This is a genomic window from Herbaspirillum sp. WGmk3 (assembly GCF_023952535.1).
GTDB classification, from domain to species: Bacteria; Pseudomonadota; Gammaproteobacteria; order Burkholderiales; family Burkholderiaceae_D; genus Herbaspirillum; species Herbaspirillum huttiense.
Genome location: NZ_JAKYWT010000043.1, coordinates 1 through 299 on the forward strand (window position 1 = coordinate 1; position 299 = coordinate 299).

Here is a 299-nt window from a genome sequence, read left to right on the forward strand (position 1 = left end):
TAGCATCAGCTAACTCCTTCGTGTATTTTGCATCGAGCGCAGCAACATCACGCTGACGCATCTGCATGTCAGTAATTGCCGCGTTCGCCAGCTTCAGTTCTCTGGCATTTTTGTCGCGCTGGGCTTTGTAGGTAATGGCGTTATCACGGTAATGATTAACAGCCCATGACAGGCAGACGATGATGCAGATAACCAGAGCGGAGATAATCGCGGTGACTCTGCTCATACATCAATCTCTCTGACCGTTCCGCCCGCTTCTTTGAATTTTGCAATCAGGCTGTCAGCCTTATGCTCGAACT

Annotated in this window: 1 protein-coding gene; it reads right to left on the bottom strand. The window is 49.5% G+C overall.

Going from position 1 to position 299, the window contains the following annotated elements; all coding sequences use genetic code 11:
- Positions 1-226 (bottom strand): lysis system i-spanin subunit Rz (locus MKD49_RS25865; RefSeq protein ID WP_000092274.1); only part of this gene is annotated, 226 nt, incomplete at its 3' end.
- Positions 227-299: the final 73 nt, after the last annotated feature.